The sequence below is a fragment of the Aestuariimicrobium soli genome (assembly GCF_051192575.1).
Lineage (GTDB): Bacteria > Actinomycetota > Actinomycetes > Propionibacteriales > Propionibacteriaceae > Aestuariimicrobium > Aestuariimicrobium soli.
Genome location: NZ_JBPJSQ010000001.1, coordinates 138139 through 154862, shown reverse-complemented (window position 1 = coordinate 154862; position 16724 = coordinate 138139). Strand labels below are relative to the sequence as shown.

Annotated in this window: 14 protein-coding genes; 6 read left to right on the top strand and 8 right to left on the bottom strand. The window is 67.5% G+C overall.

Features of this window, described 5'->3' with window-relative positions; translation table 11 throughout:
• The first annotated feature begins 9 nt into the window (after window positions 1-9).
• From ACSDQ9_RS00695 to ACSDQ9_RS00675, 5 genes are all read left to right on the top strand, one after another.
• Window positions 10-1053 carry an App1 family protein gene (locus ACSDQ9_RS00695; protein WP_435142569.1) on the top strand — a complete coding sequence of 348 codons (1044 nt, stop codon included), beginning with the start codon at window positions 10-12 and terminating at the stop codon, window positions 1051-1053.
• A gap of 183 nt (window positions 1054-1236) precedes the next feature.
• Complete coding sequence (locus ACSDQ9_RS00690; protein WP_435142764.1) at window positions 1237-3693, top strand: DNA gyrase/topoisomerase IV subunit A; 2457 nt, start codon at window positions 1237-1239, stop codon at window positions 3691-3693.
• Window positions 3694-3789: 96 nt separating this feature from the next.
• Complete coding sequence (locus ACSDQ9_RS00685; protein ID WP_435142568.1) at window positions 3790-5010, top strand: Gfo/Idh/MocA family protein; 1221 nt, start codon at window positions 3790-3792, stop codon at window positions 5008-5010.
• A 94-nt stretch (window positions 5011-5104) separates the two neighbouring features.
• A complete protein-coding gene (locus ACSDQ9_RS00680) occupies window positions 5105-5905 on the top strand; it encodes a hypothetical protein (protein ID WP_435142566.1) in 801 nt (266 codons plus the stop codon).
• Between the two features lie 34 nt (window positions 5906-5939).
• Window positions 5940-6434, top strand: a complete 495-nt coding sequence (locus ACSDQ9_RS00675) for a beta-class carbonic anhydrase (protein WP_435142564.1) — start codon at window positions 5940-5942, stop codon at window positions 6432-6434.
• Window positions 6435-6458: 24 nt separating this feature from the next.
• Here ACSDQ9_RS00675 and ACSDQ9_RS00670 read toward each other — a convergent pair whose 3' ends face one another.
• Together ACSDQ9_RS00670 and ACSDQ9_RS00665 are read right to left on the bottom strand one after the other, a co-directional pair.
• On the bottom strand, window positions 6459-7793 hold the full coding sequence (locus ACSDQ9_RS00670; protein WP_435142562.1) for an MFS transporter: 1335 nt from the start codon (window positions 7791-7793) through the stop codon (window positions 6459-6461).
• A gap of 27 nt (window positions 7794-7820) precedes the next feature.
• On the bottom strand, window positions 7821-9917 hold the full coding sequence (locus ACSDQ9_RS00665) for a DNA gyrase/topoisomerase IV subunit B (RefSeq protein WP_435142561.1): 2097 nt from the start codon (window positions 9915-9917) through the stop codon (window positions 7821-7823).
• A 237-nt stretch (window positions 9918-10154) separates the two neighbouring features.
• Between ACSDQ9_RS00665 and ACSDQ9_RS00660 the strand changes: the two genes are divergently transcribed.
• On the top strand, window positions 10155-10367 hold the full coding sequence (locus ACSDQ9_RS00660; protein ID WP_435142559.1) for a DUF7455 domain-containing protein: 213 nt from the start codon (window positions 10155-10157) through the stop codon (window positions 10365-10367).
• 76 nt (window positions 10368-10443) lie between these two features.
• Here the strand turns inward: ACSDQ9_RS00660 and ACSDQ9_RS00655 are convergent, their stop codons facing one another.
• From ACSDQ9_RS00655 to ACSDQ9_RS00630, 6 genes are read right to left on the bottom strand one after another with little or no spacing between them, the layout of a single operon-like run.
• On the bottom strand, window positions 10444-12303 hold the full coding sequence (locus ACSDQ9_RS00655) for an ABC transporter substrate-binding protein (RefSeq protein ID WP_435142558.1): 1860 nt from the start codon (window positions 12301-12303) through the stop codon (window positions 10444-10446).
• Window positions 12300-12506, bottom strand: coding sequence for a hypothetical protein (locus ACSDQ9_RS00650; protein ID WP_435142556.1), 207 nt, complete (start codon window positions 12504-12506; stop codon window positions 12300-12302). The genes ACSDQ9_RS00655 and ACSDQ9_RS00650 overlap by 4 nt, the downstream gene beginning before the upstream one ends.
• On the bottom strand, window positions 12503-13543 hold the full coding sequence (locus ACSDQ9_RS00645) for an ABC transporter ATP-binding protein (protein ID WP_435142554.1): 1041 nt from the start codon (window positions 13541-13543) through the stop codon (window positions 12503-12505). Before ACSDQ9_RS00645 ends, ACSDQ9_RS00650 begins: the two co-directional genes overlap by 4 nt.
• Window positions 13536-14630 (bottom strand): ABC transporter ATP-binding protein, encoded by a 1095-nt coding sequence (locus ACSDQ9_RS00640; protein WP_435142553.1) that lies wholly within the window; start codon window positions 14628-14630, stop codon window positions 13536-13538. Before ACSDQ9_RS00640 ends, ACSDQ9_RS00645 begins: the two co-directional genes overlap by 8 nt.
• Complete coding sequence (locus tag ACSDQ9_RS00635) at window positions 14627-15565, bottom strand: ABC transporter permease (protein WP_435142551.1); 939 nt, start codon at window positions 15563-15565, stop codon at window positions 14627-14629. The genes ACSDQ9_RS00640 and ACSDQ9_RS00635 overlap by 4 nt, the downstream gene beginning before the upstream one ends.
• A 1-nt stretch (window position 15566) precedes the next feature.
• The gene (locus tag ACSDQ9_RS00630) at window positions 15567-16661 is read right to left on the bottom strand and encodes an ABC transporter permease (protein ID WP_435142549.1); all 1095 of its coding nucleotides are present in this window, start codon (window positions 16659-16661) and stop codon (window positions 15567-15569) included.
• Window positions 16662-16724 lie beyond the last annotated feature (63 nt).

The window sequence follows — 16724 nt, the reverse complement described above, 5'->3', positions numbered from 1 at the left end:
GTGCTGCGCATGAGCAACCGACCGTTCATCGGCGCCCGCGCCGAAGAAGTCGTCAATCGCCAGCTGGCAGCCCGCATGCGCAAGCGCGGGTGGGTCGAGACGATCATCCCCTATGCGGGCTACGGATCGTCCGACCAACTGCGCATTCTCGGGCGGGTCGTGCTCACGCCCGCCAATCCCCGCACCGACCTGCTGCGGGCGGCCGACAAGTTCCTGTCGCAGCGTGGCTGGCGCAACTTCATGGCGGTGCCGATCGCCCAGGCCAGTGTCGCGGTGACAAGCATGGACTCGACCATCGAGATCGAGGCCAACCGGGGCGGCTACATCGACGTGCGCATCAAGAACCCCGGGCTGGGCGCCGGCCTGCACCACGTCGACCTGAGGACCCCCGACTCGAAGGTCGTTCGCGCACCCGTGCACGTCGTGGGCGACGACATGACCTTCGGCCTGATCAGTGACATCGACGACACCGTCATCTCGACGTGGCTCCCCCGCCTGTTCATCGCCGCCTGGAACAGTTTCGTGGTCACCGAGCAGGCGCGCGAGCCCGTGCCCGGCATGGCCCGGCTGTACCAGCAGTTGCTGCGGGAGCACCCCGGAGCGCCGATCATCTACGTGTCGACCGGGGCCTGGAACACCTACCCGTTCCTGCAGCGCTTCCTCAAACGGCACGGGCTGCCGGCCGGCCCGATGCTGCTCACCGATTGGGGGCCAACCAACACGGGCTGGTTCCGCTCCGGCCCCGACCACAAGCGCATCGCCCTGCGGGAACTGGCCCGTGACCTGCCGCAGGTGGAGTGGTTGCTCTTCGGGGACGACGGCCAGCACGACCCCTTCCTGTACAACGAGTTCGCGGCCCTTCAGCCCGAGCACGTGCGCGGGATCGCCATCCGCCAGCTCACCCAGGCGCAGCAGGTGCTGGCCCACGGCACCGCCACCGTGCTGCAGGATCGCGACCATCTGCAGTGGGAGCCCGACGCCGCCCCCGAGGTGCGCGGCGCCGACGGCGACGAACTGCGACCCAAGGTGCTCGACCTGCTCGCCGAGGACTGACCGGGCTCTCGTCCGTGCGCGGCGTGTAGCCTGCCCTGCGGTGTCGCGGCAGGCGACAATGAGGGGTCAACCGGTGCGAGGGGCCACGCAGTGTGGCCGTGGTGAGGAGTGAGTGTGGCGAAGTCGGACGCGCCCGACGAGGAGGTCGTCGAACGGATCATCGATGTCGACGTGTCGGCAGAGATGGAGTCGAGCTTCCTCGAGTACGCCTACTCGGTGATCTATTCGCGCGCCCTGCCCGATGCCCGCGACGGCCTCAAGCCGGTGCAGCGGCGCATTCTGTACTCGATGGACGACATGGGCATTCGTCCCGACCGCGCCCATGTGAAGTCGGCCCGCGTGGTCGGCGAGGTGATGGGCAAGCTGCACCCGCACGGCGACTCGGCGATCTACGACGCGTTGGTGCGCACCGCGCAACCCTGGTCGATGCGTCTGCCGCTGATTGACGGCCACGGCAACTTCGGTTCGCTCGACGCCGGCCCGGCCGCGATGCGTTACACCGAGTGCCGCATGGCGAAGGCCGCCGCCGCGATGACCGCCGGCCTCGACGAGGACACGGTCGACTTCCGCCCCAACTACGACGGCAAGGAGACCGAGCCGGCCGTGCTGCCGGCCGCCTTCCCGAACCTGCTGGTCAACGGCACCACCGGTATCGCCGTCGGCATGGCCACCAACATTCCGCCGCACAACCTGGTCGAGGTCGTGCAGGCCCTCAAGCACCTGCTCGCCCACCCGACGGCCGGCCTCGACGACCTGGTGCGGTTCATCCCGGGCCCCGACCTGCCCACGGGTGGGACGATCGTGGGCCTCGACGGGGTGAAGGACGCCTACGCGACCGGCAAGGGCAGCTTCCGCATTCGGGCCACCAGCCGGGTGGAACAGGTCACGCCGCGCCGCAAGGGCATCGTGATCACCGAGCTGCCCTACATGGTCGGCCCCGAGAAGATCATCGAGCAGATCAAGACGTTGGTGCAGTCGAAGAAGCTCACCGGCATCGCCGACGTCAAGGACCTCACCGACCTCACCCACGGCACCCGTCTGGTGATCGAGGTCAAGAACGGCATCAATCCCGAAGCCCTGCTCGCCCAGTTGTACCGGCAGACCAAGCTCGAGGACTCCTTCGGCATCAACGCCGTCGCCCTCGTCGAGGGGCAGCCGCGCACGCTCACCCTCAAGGACATGCTCGAGGTTTACCTCGGTCACCGACTCGAGGTCACCCGCCGGCGCACCCAGTTCCAGTTGGGCAAGGCCCAGGACCGGTTGCACCTGGTCGAGGGGCTGCTGCTGGCCATCGTCGACATCGACGACGTGATCGCCATCATCCGCTCGTCCGACGACGTCGCCGAGGCCCGCACCCGGCTGATCGAGGCCTTCGAGCTCTCCGAGATCCAGGCCAACCACATTCTCGACATGCAGCTGCGCCAGCTGACCCGGTTGTCGTCGATCCGGCTCGAGTCGGAGCGCGACGAGCTGAAGGCCACGATCGCCCGGCTCACCGAGATCCTCGAGAACGACCACGTGCTGCGGGGAGTCGTGGCCACCGAGCTGGACGAGGTCGCCCAGGAGTTCGGCACGCCGCGACGCACCGTGCTGCTCGAGGGTTCGGGTGCGGTCGCCTCGTCGGCCGCCACCCCCCTGGAGATCGCGGACGACCCGTGCTGGGTGATGTTGTCGTCCACCGGACTGCTGGCCCGCCTCGACCAGTCCGACCTGCCGGCGACCACCGGCCCCAGGGGTCGCCACGACGTGGTCGTCTCGGCGATCCGGGTGACCGCCCATGCCGAGTTCGGGGTGGTCACCTCGGCCGGGCGCCTGGTCAAGGCGCGCGCCATCGAGTTGCCCACCGTGCCGGTCACGGCCAACGCCCCCCACCTGCGGGGCGGGTCGCGCCTGAGCGAGCTGGTCACCCTCGAGAAGGACGAGCGCCCGCTCGCGCTGACCACCCTCTCCCCCGATTCGCTGGGACTGGCCGTCGGCACGCGTTCCGGGGTGGTCAAGCGGGTCAATCCCGAGGTGCTCAACCGGGAGGCGTGGGAGGTCATCCGCCTCGACGGCTCGGACGAACTGGTCGGCGCGGCCGAGGTGACCGACGAGGACTCGGAGCTGGTGTTCATCACCGCCCAGGGTCAATTGCTGCACTTCGCTGCGTCGTCGGTGCGCCCCCAGGGACGCAACGGCGGCGGTGTGGCCGGCATCAAGCTCGGTGCCGACGATCGCGTCATCTGGTTCGGCGTCGCTCCCCGCGAGGGTGGTCAGGTGGTCACCGTCTCGGGCACCTCGAGCGCCCCGGCCGCCACCCAGACCGGCTCGGTCAAGGTCAGCCCCTTCGAGGAGTACCCGGCCAAGGGGCGCGGCACCGGTGGGGTGCGGGCGCATCGCTTCCTGCGCGGTGAGGACGTCGTGCTGCTGGCCTGGGCCGGCGCCACGCCTGTGGTGGCGGCGGCCTCGTCCGGTTCGCAGGTCGACCTGCCCCCGGCCACCGGCAAGCGCGACGGGTCGGGTGTGCCGGTCAGCCAGCCGATCGCCGGTGTGGGCTCGCGGCAGTTCGCGACCCGGGGCGTGACCACCGGTCCTGCGCCCGAGGGCGGGACCGCCGATGTGGACGATTCGGCGATCGACGACGACGAAACGCTGTTCTGACCGATTCCTGCTCTCGAAGCGTGACCACTCCTGCGCCGGTGGAGGCGTGACCGGTTGACTGGTGTCACACGCACTCCAGCGAGAGGAATTTGATCGATGAAGATCGGCATCGTCGGCGCGGGCCAGTTCGCCCCGAGTTTCACCGGCCTGTGGCAGTTGCACCCCGACGTGGACGAGGTCTGGGCGACCGACATCATCCCGGAACGGGCCGAGCAGTTGGCCCAGCGGTTCGGGCTCGCGGGCACGCATGCCACGTTCGAGGACATGCTGACCTCCGATGTCGATGCCGTCGCCCTGCTGACGCAGCGGTGGACCCACGCACCCATGGCCATCCAGGCCCTGAAGGCGGGCAAGCACGTCTACTCGGCCGTTCCCATGGCCACCAAGCCCGACGAGATCGCGGGCATCATCGAGGCGGTGCAGGCGTCGGGCAAGGTCTACATGCTCGGCGAGACCCACTGGTACTACCCGCAGGTGATCTGGGCCCGCAAGGCGCAGGCCGAGGGCAAGTTCGGCCAGCTGTTCTACGGCGAGGGCGACTACGTGCACGACATGGATCACGGGTTCTACGCCGCCTACCAGTACTCCGGCGGGGAGAACTGGAAGGAGACCGCCTCCTACCCGCCCCTGCTGTACCCGACCCACTCCACCGGCGGCGTGCTGGGCGCTTGGCCCGATGCCGTGCCGGTGAGCGTGTCGGCTCTCGGGGTCAAGGACACCCGCGGCGACGGGGTGTTCGACGCCGACGTCTCGATGTTCGGCAACGACATGTCGAACATGTCGGCGCTGATCGAGCTGTCCGACGGCGGCATGGTGCGCATCAACGAGTTCCGTCGGGTCGGCATGGCCGGGCAGATCGACGAGTCGACCCACCGCTGGTACGGCACCGACGGCATGTTCGACAACGGCGGCCGGCGGAACCTGTTCTACTCCCGCACCGAGACCGTCGACGTCACCGAGGATCTGCGGATCGGCAAGGCCAACCTGTCGGCCGAGGAACTCGAGGGCATCGACCCCGCGCTGGTGGAGTCGTTCGCCTCCGGCGTCTCGCGGGTGCACGACCGCAACCGCCTGCCGATCGAGTTCGACGGGGCCCACAACGGCCACAACGGAGCACACCACTACCTCGCCGACGACTTCGTGCGCGCGGTGAAGTCGGGGCTGCAGCCTCCGCTGAACGCCTGGAACGCGGCCCGCATCAACATCGCGGGCATCGTCGCGTGGGACTCGGCCCGTCGGGGTGGCGAGCGCCTGCCGGTGCCGCAGTTCGGCGCCTGCCCGCTGCCGATCGTCGACGTGGACACTCCCGCCCGCTGAGGTCCCACACGACGTGAACCAATTCTCGGTTCCAGTTGCGCTCGTTGACCCCAGGAGGGTCCTGTGGCACAACTGGAACCGAGTTCTGGTTCTGATGAGTTGTCCACAGATGTGGCGGCGCGCCTGCGCCAGCCACCTGCTGGTGCGGGTGCTCCCCGGCGTGTTCGTGGTCGCCTCACTGGCCGATGACCCCGCCACGCTGGCCCGGGCCGTGCTGGAGCGACACCCCAACGCCGTGGTGACGGGGCAGGCCGCCGCGGCGTTGAGCTATCTGCCGCGGCTGCCCGTGCCGACGATCGAGGTGGCAGCCAAGGCGATCGGCGACGGTCACCCCTACACCTTCAGCCAGGAGACCATCCCGCCCGAATGGGTGGTCGAGGCAGACGGCATCCGGCGCACCAGTGTGGCCATGACCGCGGTCGACCTGATCCCCCGGCTCGGAGCCGACCCCGTCGACGAGGCCCTCCGACAGGCCGGTCGACACTCCGGGGCCATGCTGCGCCAGATGTGGGCGGCGTTGGCCGCGAGGCCAGGGCGTCCGGGCAATCGGGTGCGTGCCGAGGTGTTGCACGATTCTCGCGACCTGCCGTGGTCCGCGGCCGAACGGTTGTCACACCGCCATCTGCGGGGCGCGCACATCACGGGCTGGACGACCAACCATCCGGTCACTCTGGCGGGCGAACTGCTGCTGCTCGACGTGGCCTTCGCCGCGCGGCGGAGCTGTCTGGAGATCGACGGCTGGGCCACGCACTGCGACCGGGAGTCGTTCGAGCGCGACCGCCATCGCCGCAACCTGCTCAACGATCACGGCTGGCAGGTGCGCCAGTTCACCTGGCGCATGCTGCAGGATCGGGCGGCCTTCATCGCCTCGGTGCGCCACCTGGTGGCGCCGTGACCAAGGTGGGCGCCGCGGTTCTAGACTGGCCAGCATGACGAACTTCGATGACCTCCTGGCCGCCAACGAGACCTACGCCGCCGGCTTCTCCGACGGCGGCTTCGACGGCATCGCCCGCGCCGGGGTCGCCATCGTCACCTGCATGGACTCACGCATCGAGCCTCTCGCCATGTTGGGCCTCAAACTGGGCGACGCGAAGATCCTGCGCACCCCGGGCGGCCGCGTCACCCCCGACGCCCTGATCGGCTGCATCCTGGGCGTTCACGTGCTCAACGTCGACCGCATCATGGTGATGCCGCACACCCGCTGCGCGATGGCCTCGGGAACCGATGCCGACATCGCCGACCGCATTCTGGGGCAGGACGGCGTCGACATCCGCGGCATGACCCTGGGTGCCAACCCCGATCAGGAGCGCACCCTCGACTTCGATGTTCGCCTGCTGACCTCGCACCCGCTCATCCACGGGCGGGCCGAGGTGGGCGGCTTCCTCTACAACGTCGACTCCGGACGACTGCAGCAGCTCCACTGACGAAGGCCCCCAAGGCAGCCCGCCTCACAGGCTGTGGTGGGTGTGTTCCTTGACGGGGACCATCACCACCAGACCGGCCACCAGCACCACCACGATGCCGAGAATGCCCCAGTACTGGGTGTTCTCACGACCGGTGAGCGCTGCACCCAGCGTGATCGCCAGGCCGAACATCGCTGGCGACAGGAAACTGACGACCCGACCTGTGGTGGCGTAGAGGCCGAAGATCTCCCCCGCCTTGCCCTCGGGGATGAGTCGAGCCAGAAAGCTGCGCGACGCCGACTGGGCCGGCCCGACGAACATGCACATCACCAGCCCGCAGGCCCAGAACACCCCCTGGCCGCGATCGTGCAGGGCGAAGATCAGCGAACCCGTGATCGCCAGCCCCACCAGCGAGGCCATGATCACGACCTTTGGGCCGAGCCGGTCGTCGAGCAGGCCCGCCGCCATGGCCGACACCCCCGCCACGATCGATGCCGCCGCTCCGAAGATGATCACCGATCCCGACGAGAACCCGAAGGTGCCCGTCGCGATTACCGCGCCGAAGGCGAACACCCCGGCCAGGCCGTCCCGGAACAGCGCCGACGCCAGCAGGAAGAAGACCGTGTGCCGCGAGGTTCCCCACAGCCGCTTCACGGTGCGCCCCAGCTGCACGTAGGCCTGCAGCAACGACTCACGGCCACTCACCTGGGCCGGCTGGTCCTTCAGCACCCGGAACGCGGGGATGGTGAACAGCAGCGTCCACACCATGCACACCAGCATCGAGACGCGAATGTCGAGCCCGTTCTCGCCCGTCACCCCGAACAGACCGACCTCCGGCCCGATGAACGCGAAGTAGATCAGCAGCAGCACGAGAATGCCGCCCAGATAGCCCGCCCCCCAGCCGAAGCCGCTGACTCGTCCGACGTTGGTGGGCGAGGCCACCTGCTCGATGGTGGCGTTGTAGTTCACGCCGGCGATCTCGGAGACGATCGAGCCGACGCCCAGCAGCGCCAGCCCGAGCCACAGGTGCGAGGGTTGCGGCTCGACGAAGAACAGTGATCCCGAGATCAGGGCCAGTAGCCAGGTGAGGTACTTCAGCACCGTCACCAGCCGCCCCGATCGATCGGCCATCTGCCCCAGCACCGGTGCCAGCAGCGCGATCAACAACCCGGCGATGGTGGTCGACGTCGCCAGTGCCTGCGAGGTGGCGTTGGTGTCACCGAACGGCTTGCTCGTCAGGTAGACGGCGAACACGAAGGTCGTGATGACCGTGTTGAACGGCTGGGTCCCCCAGTCCCAACTCGCCCAGGCGGCGATCTTGGTCTTGGACGATGGTGGCCCCTGCTCGAGAGCGGTGACGGGCGCGATCGTGGTGGTCACGCTGGCACTCTATTGGGCGTTGGTCCCTCAGGCGTCGATCGACTCCGCATCGATCGAATAGGCGCCATCGATGATGAACTCCTTGCGCGGTGCCACCTCGTTGCCCATCAGCATCTCGAACGTGCGCTCGGCTGCCTCGGCCTCGTCGACCGTGATCCGGCGCAGGGTGCGGTGCAGCGGGTTCATGGTCGTCTCGTTCAGCTGCGAGGCATCCATCTCGCCCAGCCCCTTGTAGCGCTGCGGTTCCTTGAAGTTCTGGTTCTTCTTGGTCAGCTCGGCCGCCTTGCGCTGGTACTCGGCGTCGGAATACGTGTAGATGTACTTCTCGTAACCGCGCTTGGGGTTGATCAGCTCGAAGCGGTGCAGCGGCGGCACGGCCGAGTAGACCCGCCCCGCCTCGACCATCGGGCGCATGTACTTGAAGAACAGCGTCGCCAACAGGCAGCGGATGTGCGCGCCGTCAGAATCGGCGTCGGCCATGAAGATGATCTTCCCGTAGCGGGCGGCGTCGAGGTCGAAGCTGCGCCCCGAACCGGCACCGACCACCTGGATGATCGAGGCGCACTCGGCGTTCTTGAGCATGTCGCCCACCGATGCCTTCTGCACGTTCAGGATCTTGCCTCTGATCGGCAGCAGGGCCTGGAACTCCGAATTGCGCGCCACGTTGGCCGTTCCCAGCGCCGAGTCACCCTCGACGATGAACAGTTCCGTGCGATCGACGTCGGACGACCGGCAGTCCTTCAGCTTGGGCGGCAGGCTGGACGACTCCAGCGCGTTCTTGCGGCGCTGGTTGTCGCGGTGCATGCGGGCCTGCACCCGGGCACGCCCGGCATTGGCCACCTTCTCCATCACCGTGCGGGCCTGCGCCTTCACGGCTGCCTTCGAGCTGGTCAGCCAGTCGGTGAGCTCCGTCTCGACCACCTTGGCGACCAGCCGACGCACGGGAGGTGTGCCCAGCACTTCCTTGGTCTGCCCCTCGAACTGGGGTTCGGCCAGGCGCACCGTGACCACGGCGGTCATGCCCTCGAGCACGTCCTCCTTGGTCACCTCCTCGCCCGCCTTGAGAATGCGGGTGCCCTGCATGCCGTTGACGAACGCCTTGGTGATGCCCTGCTCGAAGCCGGCGACATGCGTGCCGCCCTTCGGGGTGGCCACCACGTTCACGAACGAGCGCGCCGTCGTCTCGTAGGTGTTGGTCCAGCAGACCGCGATGTCGACCTCGAGCTGGCGCTCCACGTCGGTGGGGGTCATGGCGCCGGAATCGTCCAGCATGGGTACGGTCTCGATGAAGTCACCGGTGCCCTGCAACCGCAGCACGTCGGACACGCGCTCGCCGGTGGCCAGGAAGTCTGCGAACTCGGCGATGCCGCCGTCGTGCCGGAACGTCTCGGTGACCACCACTCCGTCGCGACGGTCGTTGACCACCAGCTCCAGGCCCGGAACCAGGAAGGAGGTCTGGCGCGCCCGGTTGAGCAGGTGCTCCAGCGAGAGCTGCGCGTCCTTGAGGAAGATCTGCCGGTCGGGCCAGTAGGTGATCTGGGTGCCGGTGAGGCCGCGCCGGGCCTTGCCCACCTTGCGCAGCTCGTGGGTGGGCGTGAACGCGGCATCGGGCCCGTCGCCGTCGAAGACCCCCGGCACGCCCCGGCGGAAGCTCATGCCCCACACCGTCGAGTTGCGGGTCACCTCGACGTCGAGTCGGGTCGACAGGGCGTTCACCACGGAGGCGCCCACGCCGTGCAGGCCGCCGGTCGCGTTGTACGAGCCGCCACCGAACTTGCCGCCGGCGTGCAGCTTGGTGAACACCACCTCGACCCCCGACAGACCGGTGCGGGGCTCGATGTCGACGGGGATGCCGCGAGCCTGGTCGGTCACCCGGATCGACCCGTCGGCGCGCAGCTCGATGTCGATGTGCTCGCCGAAGCCGGCCAGGGCCTCGTCCACGGCGTTGTCGATGATCTCCCACAGGCAGTGCATCAGACCCTTGGTGTCGGTCGATCCGATGTACATGGCGGGGCGCTTGCGCACGGCCTCGAGGCCCTCGAGCACCAGCAGGTGCTTGGCTTCGTAGTCCCGGCTCTGGTTGGCGGCGGGCTTGGGGCGCGAACTCTTCACGGCTTCGGTCACCGTGCGAGGTTACAGTCTGGGAACGACACGCCCGGTCAGGCGCTCCGTGGCCGAACTCGGTTGACCGGCTCGCTACGGTGGGTGCACACCCCGGACGAGGCCTGCTGGCGGCACTCATGGGAATGGGAGCCGGCCCGACGGCGTTGACCGTGGTGAGAGTGATCAGTACACGCACGACCGGGAACCGACCCGGGCCTGGAAACCTCACTCATGTGACACCAGACAGAAGGAGTAGCCATGAGCACCACCGTCACCGAAGATCGAGCCCTCACGGCTGCAGACCGTTGTGACCGTTGCGGCGCCCAGGCCTACCTGCGCGTCACCCTCCCCTCGGGAGGAACCCTGCTGTTCTGCGCCCACCACGGTCGGGCGCATCAGGACAAGCTGCAGCAGGTCGCCCTGAAGATCCAGGACGAGACCGAGGCCCTCTCGCAGAAGAGCGCCGACTGACATCCGGCACCCCGAACCCACGAGGGCCCGAGCCATTGCGGCTCGGGCCCTCGCGTGTTCGGGTGGGTCCGCCAGATCAGACGGGCTCGATGGTCCCGTCCATCACGCCGATCACGACGAAGTTGTCGGAGTAGGCCGGGTTCTTCAGAACCGGGTCGTCATCTGCCGGGAACTTCTTCACGCGGGTGCCCTCGACTGCGGCGTTGTTGCCGTAGCGCTCGAACAGCGGCACACAGGGCAGCTCTTCGTTGAAGATCTGCGCCAGCACCCCGATCTGCTCCTTCTGCTTGTCGAGGTCGAGGCCGGCACCGCAGGCGGTGATCTGGTCCTCGATGTTCACGGGCTTGCCGTCAGGGCCGGGAACCGCCGACAGGTCGTAGTCGATGCCACGCCCGCCCTGGTTCTTGGCGATCGGGTAGTTCTGCGTGAGGAAGTCCGCCACGTACGCGAAGTACGGGTGCGGGTGCGAGTTCGCGCCCCACGCCTGGATGATCATCGTGAAGTTGCCCTTCGCCGCATCGACCGGCACCTGGGCGAAGTTCACGCCGCGAGGGGTGACCTTGATGCCGAAGGCGCTCATCTGCTCGGCCACGTTCTTGCCGGCAGCCGACCAGTCGGCGAACTCGGCGGGGAACTCCAGCTCGTAGGCGGCGTCCTTGCCCTGCGGGGTCTTCCAGGTGTCACCCGACTTGGTCCAGCCGGCGGCCTTCAGCAGTTCCTCGGCCTTGGCGTCGTCCTTGTCGTAGGTCTTCAGCTTGTCCTTGACACCGGCGGGCAGCCACTCGTCCACCGAGTTGTCGGTGAAACCGGCCATGTACTTCACACCCACACCCGACTCGGCCAGCGAGACCTTGCCGACGACCGCGCGGTCGAGCAGGGTGGCGAAGGCCTGACGGACACGCTTGTCCTTGAACTCGGGCACCTTGCCGTAGTTCAGGTAGAGCGCGGGGCCCGAGAGGTTCGGCGGACGCAGGATGCGGATGCCGGCGGCGATGAACGCCTTCTCGGTGCTGGGCGGGAAGCCGTGGGTGGCGTAGTCGACGGTCTTCGACTGCACCAGCGGGGTGACCTCGGGGGTCTCGCCGTTGTAGATGACGACCTTGTCGAACTTCACCTTGTCGGCGTTCACACCCTTGTCGTTCTTGACGAGCGTCAGCTGGGTGTTGGTGATCGACGCGGTGTCGAACTTGAAGGGGCCCGAGGTGATCGGGTCGGTGGGCTTGAGCTTCTGCAGTTCGGTCAGCAGGGCGGCGGCCTCGGGGTCGGACGAGGTCTTGCCCGCCTTCACCAGCGGCCCCACCTTGTCGGCGATGGCGCCGTAGGTCTGCGAGTCGGCGATCTTGAGCTTGAGGATGTAGCGCTCGAGCACGGTCGACGGGTTCTGCAGGGTCAGCACGAAGGTCTTGTCGTCCTTCGCCTCGACGTCCTTGACGTACTTCCACACGGGCTGGCTGGTCAGCCAGGCGCAGTAGAACGAGGTGACGTAGTCCTTGGCCGTGATGGGCGCACCGTCCGACCAGGTCAGGCCGTCCTTCAGGGTGACGGTGTAGGTGTTGGCGGCCTCGTCCAGCTTGTTGTCGTCGATCAGGTACTTGATCCACGACTTGTCGGCCCACAGGTAGTACGCCGACGGCATGTGCAGCATGTCGCCGTAGGGCACACCGGTGGCGTCGATGATGGTGTTCGCCGGGGCGAACATGTTGAACGTGCCCTCCGGGGGCGCGGTGTAGGGGTAGCCGATGTGGATCTCGCCACCCTTGGTGCCACCGCCGGCTCCGCCCGAGGTCGAACCGCTGGGATTGGTCGAGCTCGAGTTGTTGGTGTCGGCAGTGCCGGGCGAGCAGGCGGCCAAGGCCCCGGCGCCCACCACACCGACAGAGGTGATACCCATGATCTGCAGCATCCTGCGCCGCGAGACCGAGATGGGATCGCTCATCGTTGTTCCTCCTTGAAGTTGGGCCGCTGGATTGTCCAACGCGCCACCAGGGTCGCCCCCGCCACGGCAATCAGGGAGACTCCCAGACTGATGACGGTGACGTAGAACTCCGCCGTGCCGCGCTCGACCATGAACATCAACATGAGCGATCCGACGAAGACGAAGCAGCTGATTGCCAGCATGCCGCGGGCAACAGCATTCATCCGGCCAACTCCCGGTCGGGAGCCCCGGATTGGCTGCGGGTGTCACGACCCGTGACGTGGCATGCCACCTCATGGTTCGTGGTGCTCTCAGCCAAGATCGGTGAGACCCGGTCGCAGCCCGCCTCGAACAGGGGGCAGCGCGGGTGGAAGGTGCAGCCCGAGGGCAGCTCGCGCAGGTTCGGGATCTCGGACGACCGCAGGCCCCCGTTGGGGAGCTTGGTGCGGGTGAGATCGGGATCCGGCTCGGGCACGGCGTTCAGCAGTGCCTGGGTGTAGGGGTGCTGCGGGTTGTTGATCACCTCGGGCGTGGGGCCGAACTCGACCACCTTGCCCAGGTACATCACCGCCGTCTTGCCCGACCAGCCGAAGTACTTCGCGATGGCCAGGTCGTGGGTGATGAACAGGAAGCCGACGTTGAGTTCGTCGCGCAGCTTGCCCAGCATCTTCAGCATGCCGACGCGGATCGACACGTCGAGCATCGAGGTCGACTCGTCGGCGATGATCACCTTCGGGTTCAACGTCAGCGCCCGGGCCACGGCCACGCGCTGGCGCTGGCCACCCGAGAGCTGGTGCGGGAACTTCGGCAGGTAGTTCTCGGGCGGAGTCAGGTCGACCCGACGGCACAGTTCGGCGGCCTGTTCCCACGCGTCGTGACGGTTCTTGGCGATCCCGTGCTTGAGCAGCGGGGCCGTCAGCGTGGCCGCGACCGAACGGATGGGGTTCAGCGAGGCGTAGGGGTCCTGGTGCACGTATTGCACCGAACGCCGGTAGTCGGTGAACTCCTGCTTGTCCATCTGCCAGATGTTCTTGCCGAGGTAGGCGACCTCGCCACCGGTGGGCTTGAGCAGCCCGCCGGCCATGCGGGCACTGGTGGTCTTGCCACACCCCGACTCCCCCACCAGGCAGAGCACCTCACCGGGGCCCACCTCGAAGTTGACGTCCTGCACGGCGGGCACGTCGCCCTTCTTGGACGAGAACGTCTGGTCGACATGGGTCATCGACAGCAGCGGCGTTCTGCTCACGGTCTGCTCAGGCACGAGCAATCACCTTCCGCTCGTGGTGCACCTCACGCCAGTGGATGCATCGGACTTCGTGGGACATGCCCTGGTCGCGCTCTTCGATCGATTCCTCGTCGGGCTGCGCGGCCCGGCACCCATCGGTGGCGAACGAGCAGCGGGGGGCGAACGAGCACCCCTTCGGCAGGTTGGCCAGCGAGGGCGGCGATCCCGGGATCGACGCCAGGTCGGGCAGGTCACCGACCACCGGGGGCACGGCGTTGATCAGGCCCGAGGTGTAGGGATGCCGGGGCTCGTAGAAGATGTCGCGAAGGGAACCGCGCTCGATGATCTGCCCGGCGTACATGGTGGCCACCCGGTCGGCCAGCTCGGCGGCCAGGGCGAGGTCGTGGCTGATGAAGATCATCGCGAAACCGCGCTCCTCGCGCAGGTCGGCCAGGAGGTCGACGATGCCACGCTGGGTGAGGATGTCGAGGGCCGTGGTCGGCTCGTCCAACACCAGGAAACGCGGGTCGAGCAGCAGGCTCATCGCGATCAGGGTGCGCTGCCGCATGCCGCCCGACAGTTCGTGGGGATAGGAACCCAGCACGCGGGCCGGGTCGAGGCGCACCCGCTTCAGCATGTCGGCCGCGCGCTCGATCCCTTCCAACTTGTTGTACCGCTCCCCCTCGCGCACGTGCGCCTTGAGGGTGTCGGCCATCTGGTCGCCGATGGTGATCACCGGGTTAAACGCGCTCTGCGCCCCCTGGAACACCATGGCGGCCTCGGCCCAACGCCAGCGACGCAGAGCCCGGTTGTTGAGCTTGAGCACGTCGACCGGCTTGGCACCCGGCTCGCGCCGGTAGGTGATGGAGCCCTGCGGAATGTGACCCAGTCTGGGCAGCAGTCGCAGCAGGCCGAGCCCCAGGGTCGTCTTGCCACACCCCGACTCCCCCACCAAGGCGAGCGCCTGGTTGGGGAACAGGTCGAAGCTGACGCTGCGCACGGCATCGACCGTGGCGCCCGAGCCGGTGCGGTACTGCACGACCAGGTCGCGCACGCTGAGAACGGGCTCGTCCTTGCGGCGTGCCGCGGTCGTACCGGCGGTGGATTCAACGGTGGTGCTCATCGGTCACGCAGCCTCGGGTTGAGGATCTCTTCGAGAGATCGGGTGAGCAGGATCAGGCCCAACTGCAGCAGCACGATCATGGCGACGGGGGCCAGGATGTAGGGCAGGGCGTCGGGGTTGAACATGGCGCCGTTGGTCCAGCCGTCCTGCACCATGATTCCCCAGTTCACGCCGGCCAGCGGGGCCAGACCCAGCAGGTACAGACCGACCATCGCGTAGATGGCATTGGTCACGGCGATGATGAAGTTGATCAGGATGAAGCTGGCCATGTTCGGCACGATCTCGACGAAGACCACCCGGAACGTGCCCAGGTCGAGCAGGCGGGCCGCCTCGACGAACTCGCGTTCCTTCAGCGACAGCACCTGGGCGCGGATGGAGCGCATCAGCACCGGCCACGACAGGGAGCCGACGATCACGGCCAGCCAGAACGGCGAGTCGAATCGGAAGAACGAGCCCATCACGGCCAGCAGCACGATCTGCGGGATGGTCATGAACAGATCGGCGATCTGCAGCATGACGGCATCGAACCAGCCGCGGAAGTAGGCCGCGAGCGACCCGACCACCACCGCGATCAGCACCGTCAGACCGGCGGCACCGAAGCCGACCAACAGCACGGTCTTGCCGCCGTTGACGACCATGGCCAGCGTGTCGATGCCCTGTCCGCTGGTGCCCAGCGGATGAGTGCCGGACGACTTCGCCCAGTACTCGGTGGTGGGCTTCAGGTTGCCGCGAAGCAGCGGAGCGAAGATGGTCATCAGCACGATCAGGGCCACGATGACGAAGCCGATCAGGCCGGCGGTGGAGCGGCTCAGTTCACGGAAGAAGCCGCGAATCGGGCCGACACCCTTGGCCTTGGCCCCGGCGGCCGTCTCGTCGACGTGCGGTTCCTCGCCCCTGCCGGGCTCAAGCGTCGCGTCTGCGATGTTCACGCCCATGTCAGTCGGCCTTCCGCTCGTCGGTGCGGATCCGCGGATCCAGGAAGCTGTAGATGAAGTCGGCCAACAGGTTGGCGAAGATCACCACGATGGTGATCATCAGCAGGATTCCCTGGATGATCGGGTAGTCGCGGAAGTTGATCGACTTGTACAGCTGGATGCCGATGCCGTCGTAGGCGAAGGTCTGCTCGACGAAGATGGCGCCGCCGACCACGAAGCCAGCCTGGGTGGCGATCTGGGCGACCAGCGGCAGCACGGCGTTGCGTCCGACGTAGGTGCCGGCGATGCGTCCACCCGACAGGCCGCGGGCGCGAGCCACGGTGACGTAGTCCTCGCCCAGCACCTGGGTGGTGGACGACTTCATCACCAGCGCCCACGTGCCGGCCGTGGTCAGCACGTAGGTCAGGATCGGCAGGGCCGCGTGGTAGAAGATGTCCTGGATGAAGTTGAGCGTGAAGCCCGGCTTCACCCCGGCCGTCAGACTGCCGCGCATCTGCGCGAAGTCGAACAGCTTGAGCTTCACCCCGCCGACGACCACGATCAGCATGGCCAGCAGGTAGTTGGGGATGGCGTGCAGCAGCGAGCCGATGATCGAGACGGCGTGATCGAAGATGCCGCCGCGACGGTAGGCCATGATCATGCCGAACACGAGGCCGATGCCGATGGCGATCACCATCGAGATGCCCACCGAGAACATCGTCCAGGGCAGGTGCGCGGCGATCTTCGAGGCCACCGTGGTGCCCGACGAGACGATCGAGGTGCCCATGTCGCCGTGCAGCAGGTTGCGCAGGTAGTCGACGTACTGCAGCACCAGCGGCTTGGACGAGTCGAACTGGAACAGCGTCGCAGCCTGGGCCCGGGCCTGCTCGTAGGAGAGCCCCTGCTCGGCGATCAACTTGGCCGTGTACGTGTCGACCGGGTTGCCCGGCATCAGCCGAACCATGAAGAACACCAGGGTCGCCACCAGCCAGATCATCAGCAGTGCGCGCACCAGTCGACGCAGGAAGTAACTGCGCCAGATGCTCTGCACCACCGAGGGCTTGCGTGGGCGGTCCTGGCTCCTGACCGGCGCCGGCTCTTCTGCCACCGTCGTCATCGCCACCTCCTGCCTTGGTTGGGTCCGAGGCCGCCATGGCCTCGCTCGATGACTCAACCTAGG